This window comes from Rhodococcus sp. IEGM 1307 (assembly GCF_030056915.1).
Classification (GTDB): Bacteria; Actinomycetota; Actinomycetes; order Mycobacteriales; family Mycobacteriaceae; genus Rhodococcus_F; species Rhodococcus_F opacus_D.
Genome location: NZ_JASHKW010000009.1, coordinates 249,961 through 263,686, shown reverse-complemented (window position 1 = coordinate 263,686; position 13,726 = coordinate 249,961). Strand labels below are relative to the sequence as shown.

The following is a 13,726-nucleotide window of genomic DNA, read 5'->3' as shown; positions in this document are numbered from 1 at the left end:
ATCGTGACCGATCCGCCCGCCGATGGCCAGTGCTCCGCCGGCCCACGGGCCGAGACCAGTTTCGCTACCTCTCCTCCTCCACCGAACTTCTCGACTTCCTGATGGTCACTGCGGTTCCGGAACGAATCAGCGGCGACCTCGCGGGGTCCTTGCCGACACGACCCGCGGGCAGCTGCTCGAGGAGGTCGAAGAGCGGGATCTTTTCCTGCGCAGCCTCGACGTCGACCGCGACTGGTTCCGTTATCACCATCTGTTCGCCGAGTTTCTCCGCCGCCGACTCGAGCGCGCCAGCCGCGATCAGCACACGAACAACCGAAATCGACGAAGATTCCCAGATCCGGCTGCTCGTGACCGCTCACGCCTACGACCATGCCTGTGCCCGTGTGGAAGCGGTGGTACGGGCACTCGAAACAGCGCGGCGACCGCGGGCCCTCCTCGAGGCCAGGATTCTGCACGCCCGGTGCCTGGCCGCCGCGGGAAGGGCCACGGACGCGAAACGGGTCCTCATTCCCGTTACCGCCGACTGCGCCGAATACGGACTGCCCCGCCTGGTGGCCGACGGCGGCGAACCCGTCACCGGTCTCCTCACCGAAATCGCCGACGATCAACGCCGCGGCCGCTGGCAGCCCGAATGGCCGTCCATCCCGGAGACGTTCCTTGGCCAGACGCGCCCGCACTAGTGTCGCGGAGTGCACCCCTCGCGCCCGAGAGGTATCGCACCTAGCGCACCCTCACCCACCCGGACTGTGAAATCCGATCGTCACCGGTGGCGAGCCGATGGACGGTGTGCAACCGTTCGATGACGCCGTGGTGAACCGGCGCCGCCCCTCGTCGACAGCCGTGCAATGGTGGCTACCCTGACGATCCTGACACCGCCGGAGTCCACCGGCGTGGGGACGAACAGGACAGCAGCCGACATGTCGCATTCCTTCGCCGACCCGTGGCGTTCGAGCGCCACTCTCGCCCGGCTGCGTGCCGGTCTGGCCACACTCGGCCCCGGTGAACAGCGAGTCGCGCGGGCTGTACTCGCTGAGCCGGCGGCGGTGGTCGAGCTGTCGACGGCGGAACTCGCGGCGGCATCGGGCACGTCCCCGGCTACTGTGGTGCGCGCATGTCAGAGACTGGGATTTCGTGGATTTCAGCATCTCCGGCTCGAACTGGCCCGCGTCACAACGGACCCCGAGCATCAGGCGGCTACCCCGGTGGACGCGGCGTTCGGGGCTGCCACCGAGGCGCTCACCGCGACCCACGCGACGATCGATGCCGCCGGATTCGCGGTCGTCGTGGACCTGATCGTCCGGGCCCGACGGATCCTGATGGTGGGTAACGGCTTCTCGTCCCCACCGATCCAGGACGCGGCGTTACGTTTCACCACCGCAGGTCGCAGTGTGGAGGCGCCGCTCGACATCCTCGGGCAGCAGTTCTCGGCGCGGTTGCTGAACGCCGAGGATGTGTGTCTCGCGGTCAGCTACTCCGGCGCGAACACCCACACGTTGAGGGCGTGCGCGGCGGCGCGTGAACGGAACGCGTCGGTAATAGCGATCACGAGTTACTCCAATACCCCGCTGACCCGTATCTCCGAGCACGTCTTGTGGGCAGGAGCAGGTCTGCACGAGAACGAGGCGGATTCGTTCTCGGCGAGGATCAGCCAGTTCACGATCCTGTATGCCCTGCAACGTGCGGTGCTGGGCCATCCCGAGCGGGGTGCGGTGGACACCGGGGCGCGCGACGTCGTCGCTGACGCGCTCAGCGATTCACTTCCCGATGAACCGCATCGTACGAGCGGTTGCGACACTCGGAACCCCTCTGACTGTTAGCGTTCCCGCCACCGATTGTTGGGCGACGCGGTCCCACCCGTTCAATCCCGCCCCACACGATGTCACCGACGGAACGCCGTTCCGGAACGAATGGAACGTTGAGTGGTGAAAGGTGGATCGTGGAGGCGATGGAGGTTGCCGGCACATTTAATGTGCGGGCGGTCGCGGGGCCCGGCCTCTCACCGGGCGTACTGTTCCGCTCCGCAGCGCTCGATCACCTTCGCGACGAAGGTCGGAACAGTTTGCGCGCGTGTGGTATCCGCACGGTGATAGACCTGCGCGACGTCACCGAACGTGCCACCGCGGATACGACGGGCGACTGGTCAGTGGCGCACCATCCGCTGTACGACCCGCGCACGGGTCCGCCGCAGATCGGGGACGTCGCCGTCGTCTACCGGACACTGCTCGACGAACGTGGCGGCGCCCTCACGGAGGCGCTACGCGCCCTCGCCTACGCCCCCGCCCCGGTCTTGGTGCACTGCACCGCGGGTAAGGACCGCACGGGACTGGTCGTCGCCCTGGCTCTCGCGGCAGTGGGCGTTCCGGACGCGGTGATCCTCGACGACTACGCCCGGTCGGGAACGCAGGTGCGACCCCACCGTGAGGAACCGGTGCGGCGACTGTTGGCGGGGCTTTCACTCGACCCCGCCGACTACACCCGGGCACTCGAACTCCACCTGGATTCGCCACCGCCGGCGATGGCCTCCGCCCTCGCTCACGTCCGCGGCCGGTACGAAACAGTCACGAACTATCTTCGTGCCCACGGGTTCACGGAGACCGACTTCGAGGCGCTGCGCGTGCGATTGCTCGACACCACCGAACTCACGGTGCTGCACCTGAGCGACGTGCACGCCACCGCCGCCGCACCGCTCTACACACAGGTCGACGGCACCGCCCGGGTGCGGCAGGTCGCCGAGCGCGTGGAATCGTCGATGCTGCGTCCGGACGTCGTCGTGGTCACCGGAGACCTGTCGCACCACGGTGAATCCTCGACCTACCCGGCCCTCGCCGCGGCGTTCGCCGAGTTGCGCGCCCGGCTCGGATGCCCGGTGGTCGTCGTCCCCGGAAACCACGACGAATCATCGAGCTTCACAACGGTTTTCGGGCGAAACCCGATAGAACACGTGCACGGATTCCGGGTGATCGGGCTCGACACCGCGGCCGGATCGGTGTCGCGGGAGGACCTGGACCGGCTGCGCGCCGAGCTTGGCTCGCCCGCACCGAACGGCACGATCCTGGCCCTGCACCACCCACCGGTACCGTCACCGGCGGCCACACTCGCCGGACGTGAACTGGCGGCCCCGGATGAACTGGCCGCGGCGCTCGACGGCTCCGACGTCATGGCGATCCTCGCCGGCCATTTCCACCACCCGATGAGTGGGATGTTCGCCGGGATCCCGTTGTGGGTGGGTGGTTCGCTCGCCTACCTGCAGGACATCGGGACGTCCGCCGACACCGTCGTCGGGTTCGATGCCCCGACGTATTCGATAGTCCGCTGCTCACGGCACGGGGTGAGCGCGCTGCCTATTCCCCTGCACACCCCCGACGTGCTGTTCAGGTCGAGCCCCACCCTCACCGCCGCCGCGCCCTGACCCGAACTCCTCATCCCATCGATACCCACCCCTTTCGACCAGGAGAAACTTGTGAAATCCCTGTCCCGCCGCATATCGGTCGCCGCGCTCGGCACCGTCGCCGTGCTCACCCTCGCCGCGTGCTCCGAGCCCGCCGCATCCGACGCCGAACAGACCGGCACCGCCGCGAGCGGCGACGCCCAGACTCTGACGGTGTACACCTCCGAACCGCAGGCCAAGATCGATGCGCTCGTCGCCGCGTTCACCGAGGAGACGGGCATCGACGTCGAGGTGTTCCGCGCGGGCACCGGCGACCTCACCGCCCGCATCGAGGCCGAGCGCACAACCGGCACGATCGGCGCCGACGTGCTGCTCGCCGCCGACGCCCCGACCTTCGAGGGCTACAAGGCCGAAGGGCTCCTGCAGCAGTACACCCCCGCCGACGTGGACGCACTGAACCCGGACGTCGTCGACCCCGACGGCTTCTACGTGGGCACCCGCATCATCCCGACGGTGATCGCGTACAACACCGCGGCGGTCGACGCGCCTCCCACCTCGTGGAAGGACTTGGCCGACCCGAAGTACCTCGGCAAGATCACGCTGCCGAACCCCGATGTGTCCGGTGCCGCCGCCTTCAACACCGCGGTGTGGCTCAGCACCCCCGAACTCGGCGAGAGCTGGCTCGAGGCACTGGCCGCGAACGAACCGGTGGTCGCCGAAAGTAATGGACCGGTCGGGCAGGCCGTCGCGGCCGGAACGCAGCCGGTGGGCATCGTCGTCGACTACCTGGTGCGGGAACTGGCGGCGAAGGGATCTCCGATCGGGCTGGCCTATCCCACGGACGGCATTCCCTACATCTCGCAGCCGGCAGGCATCTTCACCGACTCGGACGCCGCCGAGGCGGCACGCAAGTTCGTCGACTTCCTCGTGAGCAAGCAGGGTCAGGAACTGGCCGTCGAGCAGCAGTATTTGCCGGTGCGCGGCGACGTCGGCACCCCCGACGGAGCACCGGCACTGTCCGAACTCGCGCTGCTCACCCCGGATCTGCAGAAGATCACGCAGATCCAGGACGAGGCAGTCCGGAAGTTCAATGGCCTCGTCGGTTAGCACCGAATCTTCTCCCGCCGCCCGAGCCCTGCCCGGGCGGCGGTTCGAGCCCGTCGGCGCCGTGCGGGTGGCGGTGTGGTTGTTCGTCGCGGCGGTGATCGTCGCGCCGCTCGCCACTGTCGTGTCACTCGGCTTCGGCGGCAACCACATCGGACAGCTGATCGACGACGATATCGTCGGCGCCGCGACCCACAGCGTGGTGTCGGCCGGTCTGTCGGCGGTGTTCGCGGTGGTTCTCGCGACCGTGATGGCGTTGCTGCTCGACCGCACCGATCTGCCCGGTCGCGGTATTCTGCGCCTGATTCTGTTGTCGCCGCTGCTGATCCCGCCCTTCGTCGGGGCGATTGCGTGGACCGGCCTTCTCGGCGCGAGCGGAATGGTGAACCGGGTCTGGTCCGAACGGTTCGGTGGTCCGCTGTGGAACATCTACGGCGGCGACGGCGTCGTGTTCCTGCTGACGGTGCACTCGTACCCGATGGCGTACCTGATCGTCGCGACGGCGTTGCGGAGGGTGCCCGGCGACCTCGAACAGATCGCCCGCATCGGCGGTGCCTCACCTGTGCACGCGATGCGCACCGTGACGCTGCCGCTGCTGCGGCCCGCCCTTCTCGCCGCGTTCACCCTCACGGCGGTGTCGAACCTGGCCGACTTCGGGATTCCCGCCCTGATCGGTCTGCCGGACCGGTACGTGACGTTGTCGACGATGGTGTATCGCTACATCCAGTCCGGCACGGTGGACCGGCCGCTCGAGGTGGTCTCCACCATCGGGATCGTGCTGCTGCTGCTCGCCGTACTCGCGGTGGTCGTCGATCGGCGACTGTCTCGGCGCAGCCGGCAACTCGACGGCCCGGTCACCGCCCCGCAACTGCTGCCGCTCGGCGGTGTCCGGATCCTGTCCGGTGCACTGGCCTGGACCGTGGGTCTCGCGCTGACGGGACTCCCGATCCTCGCGCTGGCGTCCCAGGCGCTCCTCCCCGCGCCCGGCGTGCCGTTGACCTTGGACAATCTGACACTCGACAGCATCGTGGCAGCGGTGACCGCGCCGGGAACCCTGGTCGGCGTACAGAACTCCCTCTTCCTCGCCGTCGGTGCGGGAATCGTGTGCGCGGTCGCCGGGCTGGTCGTCGGAGTGCTCACCACCCGCACCCGTGCGCGGGACAACACGAGCCTGGATCTGCTCACGATGCTGCCGCAGGCCGTGCCCGGGCTGGTCATCGCTGTGGGCTGGCTGATCGTCGGCCGCTACACGAGCTTGTTCGACACACGCTGGGTGATCCTGTGCGCGTACGTCACCGCATTCCTGGCGATCGTCGTGCAAGCGGTGCGTGCGCCGTTGTCCACCACCCCCACCTCGCTGGAAGAGGCTGCGCGCGCGTCCGGTGCGTCCCGCCTGCGGTCATTACGGGACGTGCCGTGGGCGATGACGGTGCCGGCCGCGACGACAGGCGGCATGCTGGTGGCGTTGACCGCGGTGCGCGAGCTGACCATGTCGGTGCTGCTTGTGGCACCGGGCACCCAGACCCTCGGGGTGTCCATCTTCAACCTGCAGCAGGCCGGCGACTACAACGCCGCGTCCGCGCTGTCCCTGCTCGTCGCGCTCGTCGGCATCGCGGGTATCGGCCTGCTCGCCGGCAGCCGCGCCGGGCGCTTTTGACCCATTCACAGATCGGAAGTCATCGTCATGTCCGCGATCACCCTCACCGGTGTCGACCTTCACTACCCCGACCGCACCGTGGGACTGTCCGGTATCGACCTGGACGTGCGTGATGGCGAGTTCGTCGCGCTCGTCGGACCGTCAGGTTCGGGTAAGACCACCCTGCTGCGGACCGTCGCCGGTTTTCTCGCCCCCACCGCCGGCCTCGTGCGCCTGGGCGACGAGGTCGTCGCCGACGGCGCACACACCGTGCCCCCGGAGAAGCGCAACCTGGGAATGGTCTTCCAGCAGCATGCGATCTGGCCGCACCGCAGCGTCGGGCGCAACGTTGCGTACCCGCTCGAGGTCGGGAAGGTGCCGCGCGCCCGGCGGGCCGAGCGGGTCGCCGAAGTGCTCGAGCTGGTGGGACTGCCCGGGTTGGCGAAGCGCGATCCGGCGACCCTGTCCGGTGGTCAGCGCCAGCGCGTCGCGCTCGCCAGGGCACTGGTGGCACAGCCGCGCGCGTTGCTGCTCGACGAGGCGCTGTCTGCGTTGGACGAACCGCTGCGCGATCGGTTACGTCTGGAACTGCGCACCCTCACCCGCACGCAGAACCTAACAGTCGTGCACGTCACGCACGACCGCGCCGAGGCCCTCGCCCTGGCCGATCGGGTCGTCGTGCTCGACAGCGGGCAGATTCAGCAGGTCGGCACACCGGAGGAACTGGTGCAGCGACCGCGCTCGGCATTCGTCGCGAAATTCCTCTCGGACGCGAATCTATTGCACGGCACCGTGTCCGATAACGGGTTCTCGAGCGCCGACGGCACCGTTCACGTGGGGCGGGATCGGCTGGCCGACACGTCGTCCGGCGTGGGCACCCTCGCCGTGCTGCCCACCGACATCGCGGTGACGACGGTGGAGAACGTGGGAACCACGCAGGGGATCGTCATGTCGTCTCTGTTCGGGCGTGACGCGAGCGACGTCGTCGTATCCTGCGACGGTGCGCAATTCCGTTGTGCTGTAAGCGGAACCCGTCCGGTGGTCGGCGACCGCGTCGGGCTGACGATTCGCCGAGCCCTGTTCTACCCGGACCCGACGCAGGTCGCCGCACCCGCTCTCGGTGCGGCAGCGCTGGCAAGTACGTCGCGATGAGCCAGACGACCCGATTGGCGCTGGTGCGTCACGGCCGCACAGACTGGAACCGGCGAGGGCTGCTGCAGGGCCACACCGACACACCACTCGACGACGTCGGCCGCGCGCAGGCCCGCGATACCGCGCGGATGCTCGGAGCCGATGCGTGGGATACGGTGGTCACCTCCCCGCTCTCGCGAGCGGTCGACACCGGCAGGATCATCGCCGCGCACCTCGGAAACGGTATCGCAAGAACATACTCCGACCTCATCGAACGAAGCTACGGTGCCGCCGAAGGGCTGACCCGGGCGGACGCCGAGCAGCGATGGCCCGACTGCGACTTCCCCGACCTCGAGCCCCTCGAGGCGGTTTCTGCACGTGGACGCCGCGCCCTCGATGCGATCGTCCCGGATGCCGGATCGTGGTCATTACGCACGGGGCGCTCATCCGCGCGGTGCTCGGCGATCTCTGTGGCATTGCGGTGCCGCGCATCGTCCACGGCGCGGTCAGCGAGATCGAATGGGCAGGAGTGTGGCGGATACGGTCGGTCAACCGCACGACCACAACACGGTCCCCGAGCCGTTGACCGTCCCGGCGTTCATCGGCGGCACCCGCTGACTGGGTGCCGCCTGCAGCGACCGTCGGTCGCCTACCTGGGACCCATCCGGATGGCTCCGTCGAGGCGGATGGTTTCGCCGTTGAGCATGGCGTTGTCGATGATGTGCGCGGCGAGGGCGGCGTATTCGGCAGCCTTGCCGAGCCGGGAGGGGTGCGGCACCTGCTGTCCGAGGGACTTCTGGGCCTCCTCGGGAAGCCCGGCCATCATGGGCGTTTCGAAGATTCCGGGCGCGATGATGACGACGCGGATGAGGTGGCGGGCCAGTTCGCGGGCGATCGGCAGTGTCATCGCGGCGACGCCGCCCTTCGACGCCGCGTAGGCGGGCTGACCGATCTGGCCGTCGAATGCGGCGACGGAGGCGGTGTCGATGATGACGCCGCGTTCCCCGTCGACGGGGTCGGTCTGGGCGATCTTCTCGGCGGCGAGGCGCAGGACGTTGAACGTGCCGACGAGGTTGATGCGGACGACGCGTTCGAAGTCCGCGAGGGGAAGGGTGCCGGCCTTGCCGAGAACCTTGCCGGGCGTGGCAATTCCGGCGCAGTTGACCACCACGCGAAGGTCGCCGAGCGACGCGGCGAAGTCGATCGCGGAGGTGACGTCACCGGCGGAGGTGACGTCGGCGGCCGTGAAGTAGGCGCCCTTCCCGATTTCCTTGGCGGCCACTTCCCCGTCGGACGACGGAAGGTCGAGCAGCACGACCTGGGCGCCGCGCTCGTGCAGGGCCCGGGCGGTGGCGTTGCCGAGTCCGGATGCTCCGCCGGTGACGACAGCGACGGCTCCATCGATCTTCACAAAGTTCTCCTCGAATAGGGTTGCGGCAGTGTTGGGTAAGCGGGGTTGTCAGGGGACGCGCAGGATCAGGGCGTCGCCCTGTCCGCCGCCGCCGCAGAGAGCGACGGCGCCGGTGCCGCCGCCGCGGCGCTGCAACTCGAGCGCGAGGTGCAGCGTGATCCGGGCGCCGGACATGCCGATCGGATGACCGAGGGCGATCGCACCGCCGTTGACGTTGACCCGGTCGGGGTCGACGCCGAGTTCCCGGGTCGAGGCGATCCCGACCGCCGCGAACGCCTCGTTGATCTCGATCAGATCCAGCTCGGCCGGCGCGATACCTGCCGCATCACAGGCTTTCGCGATGGCACCCGACGGCTGGAACTGCAGACCCGAATCCGGTCCGGCGACCATGCCGTGCTCGCCGATCTCGGCCAGCCAGGTCAGCCCCTCCGCCTCGGCGCGTTCCTTGCTCATCACCACCACCGCGGCGGCACCGTCGTTGATCGTCGACGCGTTCCCCGCGGTGACGGTGCCACCGTCCCGGAACGCGCCACGCAACCGCGCCAGGGTTTCGGGCGTGGTGTCGGGGCGGATGCCCTCGTCGCGGCGCAGCCAGGTGCTCTCACCGCGGCGGGCGGGGATCTCGACCGGGACGACCTCGTCGTCGAAGATCCCGTTGTCCCATGCCTTGGCGGCCAGCTGGTGGGAGCGGGCCGCGAACGCGTCCTGGTCCTCGCGGGCGATGACGTCCCTGTCGTTGCCGGCCTCGGTGAGCAGGCCCATCGGCTGATCGGTGAACGCGTCGTGCAACCCGTCGAGGGCCATGTGGTCGACGAGGGTGACGTCGCCGTACTTGAAACCGCCGCGTGAACCGGGCAGCAGGTGCGGTGCCTGGCTCATCGACTCCATGCCACCGGCGACGATCACGTCGAATGCGCCGGACCGGATGAACTGGTCGGCGAGGATGATCGACTCGACCCCCGACAAACAGACCTTGTTGATGTTCAGCGACGGGGTGCTCATCGGGATGCCGGCCTTCGCGGCGGCCTGACGGGCGGGCATCTGCCCGGCGCCGGCGGTGAGGACCTGACCCATGATGACGTACTGCACCTGGTCCGGGGCCACACCGGCCTTGCCGAGCGCCGCGTCGATGGCGATTCCGCCGAGGTCGGCGCCGGAGAACCCGGCGAGCAAACCCTGCAGCCGGCCGATCGGGGTGCGGGCGCCTGCGACGATCACAGAGGTGGGCATGAGTGGAGGAGCCTTTCTCGAAGGTGGATGCGTCAGTTCGCGGCGAGGGTGCGGCTGATGACCAGGCGCTGAATCTGGTTGGTGCCCTCGAAGATCTGCGTGATCTTCGCTTCCCGCATGTACCGCTCGACGCGGAAGTCGCGGGTGTAGCCGTAGCCGCCGAGCACCTGGACGGCGTCGGTGGTGACCTTCATGGCGGCATCGGTGGCGACGAGCTTGGCGACAGACGCGTTGCGGGAGTACGGCAGGCCGGCGTCGCGGCGGCGGGCCGCGTCGATGTAGGTGGCGCGCGCGGAGTCGACGGCCGCCGCCATGTCGGCGAGCAGGAAGCCGAGCCCCTGGTGGTCGATGATCTTCTTGCCGAACGCAGTCCGTTCCTGGGCGTAGGCGACTGCCTCGTCGAGGGCGGCCTGCGCGAGACCGACGGCGACGGCGGCGATGCCGAGCCGGCCGGAATCGAGTGCGCTGAACGCGATCTGCAGACCCTGGCCTTCCGTGCCGATACGTCGTTCCGCGGGCACGAAGGCGTCGTCGTAGTGCGCGGACGTCGTGGGCACGGCGTGCAGGCCCATCTTCTCCTCGGGCTTGCCGAACGTCAGGCCCTCGGTGTCCTTGGGGACCAGGAAGCAGGAGATTCCCTTCGATCCCTCACCGGTGCGGGCGAAGAGGTTGTAGAAATCGGCGATGCCGCCGTGGGTGATCCACGCCTTCGCGCCGTTGACGACGTACCCGCCGTCGGTTGCGGAGGCCTTGCAGGTCAGTGCGGCGGCGTCGGATCCGGCCTGCGGCTCGGACAGGCTGTAGGCGCCGATGGTGTTGCCGCCGAGCATCTCCGGGAGCCACTGCTGCTTCTGCTCGTCCGTGCCGAACGCCATCAGCGGGTGGCAGGCGAGGCTGTGGACGCTGACCGCGACCGCGACCGATGCCCAGCGGGCGGCGATCTCCTCGAGCACCTGCAGGTACACCTCGTACGGCTGCGCGCCGCCGCCCCACTCCTCCGGGTACGGCAGGCTCAGCAGTCCGGCCTCGCCGAGGGTGGCGAACACGCCTTCGGGGTAGGTCTCCGCCTTCTCGTGCTCGTCGACGATCGGCGTCAGGACCTTGTCGGCGACGTCACGCGTGAGCTGGATCAGGTCACGGGCTTCGTCAGTAGGCAGCAAGCGATCGACGGCCACGGTTTCTCCTCGAGAAGGCTACGGAAAACAGTACTGGATTACGCCCCAGGGTACTGATTGCGAAATAGTACTGCAAGGCATCGCCCAGTACTATTTCTGTCATGGAGCAGCCCACCCGAACCGGTTTCGCCACCCGACGGCGCACCCAGCTCTTCGACGCCCTCGTCGACCTGATCCTGGTCGAGGGGTTCGCCCACTTGACGCTCGACGAGATCGCGAACCGGCTGCGCTGTTCGAAGTCGACGCTGTACACCCTCGCCGGCAGCAAGGAACAGCTGGTCCGGGCCGCCACCGTGCACTTCTTCCGCCGCGCGACCGACGACGTCGAGTCGCACATCGAGCCGATCACCGGGGCCCGCGAGCGGATCACCGCCTATCTGTCGGCCGTGGGCACCGCACTGTCGGCCGCGTCCGACCAGTTCATGACCGACCTCGACGCCTTCCCGCCGGCACGGGAGGTATACGAACGGAACACGCAGTTCGCGGCCGGCCGGGTCCAGGAGTTGATCACCGAAGGCGTCGCCGGCGGGGACTTCCGCGACGTGCACGCCGCCTTCGCCGCCGACCTCGCCGCCACCATGATGGTCCGCATCCAGCAGCGCGGGGTCCGCGACAGCACCGGGCTCGACGACGCGCACGCCTACGCCGAACTCGCCGCCATCCTCACGGGCGGCATCAGCGCCTGAACCGTGTCACCGAGTTCGTGCGCCGAGTAGTTCTGCGGTTCTCCGCAACCGCATCAGCACCTGCAGATCGAGAGCCTTGTCGGGGTCGCGCCAGTCCGGGCCGAGGAGGCGGTCGATCGCGTCGAGACGCTGGTAGAGGGTGTTGACGTGCACGCCGAGACTCGACGCGGTCGCCGAATGGTGACGGCCGTGAGCCAGATACTCGGACAGTGTTTCCAGCAGTGGCACTCCGCGTTTGGCCTGCTCGGCCATCAGCGGGCCCAGTTGCGCCTCGGTGAGCTCGTCGAGGTGCTCACGCGCCATGTGGCTCAGCAGGATCCGGTAGATGCCCAGACCGCGCGCGGACGAGACCTCGCCTGCGCGTCCCAATGTGTCGAGCACATCGACGGTCTGCTGGGCTTCGACGTAGGCGCGCGCGAGCGCCTTCGCGCCACGCGCGGGCTCCGCGATACCGATCGTCGCGCCGAGCCGTCCGGCGGTGAACACCGCCTGGGCGGAGGCCGAATTTTTGGCGGGCACGACCGCCAGGGCGCGGGAGCCATGCTCCGCTGCAACGGTTCCCGAGGGGAAGGGCAATGTCCCGAGAGCGGTGCGGACCGTGTCCTGGCCCGCGGCGATCGCCACGGCGACGCAGTACGTCGTGTCGGGGTTGAGTCCGGCCAACCGCAGTTGGCGGCGCTCGTCCTGTGCGGTGGCGGCGGGATGGGTCAGGAGGTCGACGAGAAACGCATCCCGTGCGCGACGCGTCGCCTCCCCCGCCGCACGTTCCTCGGCGAGCGACAGTGCGATCGCGGGTGCCGCGCGTTCGAGCAGGAGGCGAGTGGTCGGCTGCCCGGCTCCCACGGACAGGAGCGCGCCGAGCATCTCGCCGGCAGCCGCGACACGCTGCGCGATCACCTCGCCGCGTTCGGCGTGGTCGTTGCCGCCCGCGCGCAGCTCACGGACCGCCGCCGACACCTCGTCGGCGTGCGGCATCAGGTCCACGGGCAACTCGGATTCGTCCTGCACGAAATAGGCCGGTTGCCGGGAGAGTTGGGCGACCTCCTGCACCAGACGCTGCACCCCGGCGCCGAGCAGCACCACCTGAGTCAGCGTCCGATCCCATTGCAGTATCTGTTCGAGCTCGGTTGTGCGCTGCGATAATTCGGCGTTCACCGATTCGAGCCGTGCGATGGTGTCTCGCTCACGTTCCAACGAGCGAACGTTCTCGATCGCGATCGCCGCATGGGCTGCCAGCGCCGACAACAGCGCGATCTCGGATTCGGTGAAGGCCCGTTCCTGACGCTTGCACGCGAACAGGGCACCGATGACGCGGTCGGCGACGCGCAGGGGCACCCCGAGCAGGCCGCGCATGTTCTCCGACCGCGCTGCGCTGTCGGCTCCGGTGATGTGCCGGAACGCCGGTTCGCTCTGGTAGTCGGGCGTCCACTCCGGCGCGGACCTGCGGACGATCAGGCCCACGAGTCCTTCGTCCAGGGACAACCGGATTCCGACGAGGTTCGGGGTCAGGGCCCCGCTGGTGACCTCGATGACGAATTCCTCGTCGTAGACCGACCCCATGTAGGCGAGATCCACACCGAGCAGCTGCCGCGCCTGATCGACCACTTCCTGCAGCAACACCCGGTCGTAGCGGACGGTCGTCAATCGGGCGGCGATGTCGTTGAGCGCCGCCAACTCCCTACTGCGCTGTTGGCGCTGGTCGAGCTGCGCCCGGAGCCGAAGTGCGGCGTTGGCTTCGCGTTCGACCGCGGCCCTGTCGGACGCGTCGGATTCCTCGATCAACGTGCGCCGGAGGGCATCGAGTTCGTCGATGGGTGCGTCGTCGAGCAGCAGTTCCATCCAGCCGCGATCGGCAGTACTCACTGGTGCCTCCATCCATGGATTCCTGGATTTGATAGATGAAATCTACATTGGCCGAGATGCAGATCACAGCTAGATTCGAGACATCACCTTCTCGCCCGCAAA

General features: G+C 68.5%; 11 protein-coding genes and 2 pseudogenes. 9 read left to right on the top strand and 4 right to left on the bottom strand.

What is annotated here, in order from left to right:
- Positions 1-86: 86 nt before the first annotated feature.
- The 8 genes and pseudogenes from QM841_RS43430 to QM841_RS43425 all read left to right on the top strand — a co-directional run.
- A pseudogene (locus QM841_RS43430) lies at positions 87-286 on the top strand (winged helix-turn-helix domain-containing protein); the annotation flags it as partial.
- 61 nt (positions 287-347) lie between these two features.
- A complete protein-coding gene (locus QM841_RS19910; RefSeq protein WP_283333250.1) occupies positions 348-680 on the top strand; it encodes a hypothetical protein in 333 nt (110 codons plus the stop codon).
- Between the two features lie 165 nt (positions 681-845).
- Positions 846-1,817 carry a MurR/RpiR family transcriptional regulator gene (locus QM841_RS19905; protein WP_283333249.1) on the top strand — a complete coding sequence of 324 codons (972 nt, stop codon included), beginning with the start codon at positions 846-848 and terminating at the stop codon, positions 1,815-1,817.
- A 128-nt stretch (positions 1,818-1,945) separates the two neighbouring features.
- Complete coding sequence (locus QM841_RS19900; protein WP_283333356.1) at positions 1,946-3,409, top strand: tyrosine-protein phosphatase; 1,464 nt, start codon at positions 1,946-1,948, stop codon at positions 3,407-3,409.
- Positions 3,410-3,460: 51 nt separating this feature from the next.
- The gene (locus QM841_RS19895; protein WP_283333248.1) at positions 3,461-4,495 is read left to right on the top strand and encodes an ABC transporter substrate-binding protein; all 1,035 of its coding nucleotides are present in this window, start codon (positions 3,461-3,463) and stop codon (positions 4,493-4,495) included.
- Complete coding sequence (locus QM841_RS19890) at positions 4,479-6,149, top strand: ABC transporter permease (protein WP_283333247.1); 1,671 nt, start codon at positions 4,479-4,481, stop codon at positions 6,147-6,149. Before QM841_RS19895 ends, QM841_RS19890 begins: the two co-directional genes overlap by 17 nt.
- Positions 6,150-6,176: 27 nt before the next feature.
- Positions 6,177-7,280, top strand: coding sequence for an ABC transporter ATP-binding protein (locus QM841_RS19885; RefSeq protein WP_283333246.1), 1,104 nt, complete (start codon positions 6,177-6,179; stop codon positions 7,278-7,280).
- A pseudogene (locus QM841_RS43425) lies at positions 7,277-7,657 on the top strand (histidine phosphatase family protein); the annotation flags it as partial. The gene QM841_RS19885 and the pseudogene QM841_RS43425, both read left to right, overlap by 4 nt.
- A 251-nt stretch (positions 7,658-7,908) precedes the next feature.
- On the opposite strand, the gene QM841_RS19880 reads toward QM841_RS43425, so the two are convergent.
- From QM841_RS19880 to QM841_RS19870, 3 genes are read right to left on the bottom strand one after another with little or no spacing between them, the layout of a single operon-like run.
- On the bottom strand, positions 7,909-8,670 hold the full coding sequence (locus tag QM841_RS19880; RefSeq protein WP_283333245.1) for an SDR family NAD(P)-dependent oxidoreductase: 762 nt from the start codon (positions 8,668-8,670) through the stop codon (positions 7,909-7,911).
- A gap of 48 nt (positions 8,671-8,718) precedes the next feature.
- Complete coding sequence (locus tag QM841_RS19875) at positions 8,719-9,900, bottom strand: acetyl-CoA C-acetyltransferase (RefSeq protein WP_283333244.1); 1,182 nt, start codon at positions 9,898-9,900, stop codon at positions 8,719-8,721.
- Positions 9,901-9,932: 32 nt separating this feature from the next.
- On the bottom strand, positions 9,933-11,075 hold the full coding sequence (locus tag QM841_RS19870) for an acyl-CoA dehydrogenase family protein (RefSeq protein ID WP_009476363.1): 1,143 nt from the start codon (positions 11,073-11,075) through the stop codon (positions 9,933-9,935).
- A 101-nt stretch (positions 11,076-11,176) separates the two neighbouring features.
- Between QM841_RS19870 and QM841_RS19865 the strand changes: the two genes are divergently transcribed.
- Entirely contained in the window at positions 11,177-11,761 is a 585-nt protein-coding gene (locus QM841_RS19865; protein ID WP_009476362.1) for a TetR/AcrR family transcriptional regulator, read from the top strand.
- A gap of 6 nt (positions 11,762-11,767) precedes the next feature.
- Here QM841_RS19865 and QM841_RS19860 read toward each other — a convergent pair whose 3' ends face one another.
- Positions 11,768-13,636, bottom strand: a complete 1,869-nt coding sequence (locus QM841_RS19860; protein ID WP_283333243.1) for a helix-turn-helix domain-containing protein — start codon at positions 13,634-13,636, stop codon at positions 11,768-11,770.
- Between the last annotated feature and the right edge of the window lie 90 nt (positions 13,637-13,726).

Excerpts from the sequence above, each read along its gene's own strand:
- QM841_RS19865 (WP_009476362.1), top strand. The coding sequence starts at position 11,177 with ATGGAGCAGCCCACCCGAACCGGTTTCGCCACCCGACGGCGCACCCAG.
- QM841_RS19860 (WP_283333243.1), bottom strand. The coding sequence starts at position 13,636 with ATGGAGGCACCAGTGAGTACTGCCGATCGCGGCTGGATGGAACTGCTG.
- QM841_RS19890 (WP_283333247.1), top strand. The coding sequence starts at position 4,479 with ATGGCCTCGTCGGTTAGCACCGAATCTTCTCCCGCCGCCCGAGCCCTG.
- QM841_RS19875 (WP_283333244.1), bottom strand. The coding sequence starts at position 9,900 with ATGCCCACCTCTGTGATCGTCGCAGGCGCCCGCACCCCGATCGGCCGG.
- QM841_RS19900 (WP_283333356.1), top strand. The coding sequence starts at position 1,946 with ATGGAGGTTGCCGGCACATTTAATGTGCGGGCGGTCGCGGGGCCCGGC.
- QM841_RS19905 (WP_283333249.1), top strand. The coding sequence starts at position 846 with ATGGTGGCTACCCTGACGATCCTGACACCGCCGGAGTCCACCGGCGTG.
- QM841_RS19885 (WP_283333246.1), top strand. The coding sequence starts at position 6,177 with ATGTCCGCGATCACCCTCACCGGTGTCGACCTTCACTACCCCGACCGC.